This window comes from Micromonospora sp. BS32, assembly GCF_059089345.1.
The window spans coordinates 1-386 of record NZ_JBSSHR010000167.1 but is presented as its reverse complement, the minus strand read 5'-3'; the positions used below and the strand labels follow the sequence as shown (position 1 = coordinate 386).

Sequence of the window (386 nt, the reverse complement as noted above, 5' to 3'; positions counted from 1 at the left end):
CACCCGGCCCTCCGCGCGGCTCTCCGCGCGCGCCTTCTGGGCGGACTCGGAACGGAAGAAGGAAGTGTCGACGGCCATGAGGTCCTTCCAGATTTGCGCTGCCGGGCTTGCGCCCAAGCCGAGTTCGATGAGTTCGCGGAAGATCGTTGTGGTGTCGGCGTCAAGCGTCCGGAGAGCGGAGTCCAGTGCCTTCAACATGGTATCCGCGTCGCGGCTGTGACCGTGGGTGATGGCGGAGAAGACGGCGAGCGGGATGTCGCGGGCGGCGTCGTCCGGGTCGGTGATGACGGGGACGTTGTGCGGGCCGAGCACGAGGGGGCGCACGGGCATGCTCCGCCACTGGGGTATCCCGTAGTGGAAGTGCCCCTCGGCCCAGCGTGCGGTCC

The 386-nt window shown here is 68.7% G+C and carries 1 protein-coding gene; it reads right to left on the bottom strand.

All coding sequences use genetic code 11. The annotated features are described in order from the left end of the window. Positions 1 to 324, bottom strand: a 324-nt coding sequence (locus AC5RWQ_RS30745) for a hypothetical protein (RefSeq protein ID WP_494286091.1), incomplete at its 3' end; no start/stop codon positions are given. Positions 325 to 386 lie beyond the last annotated feature (62 nt).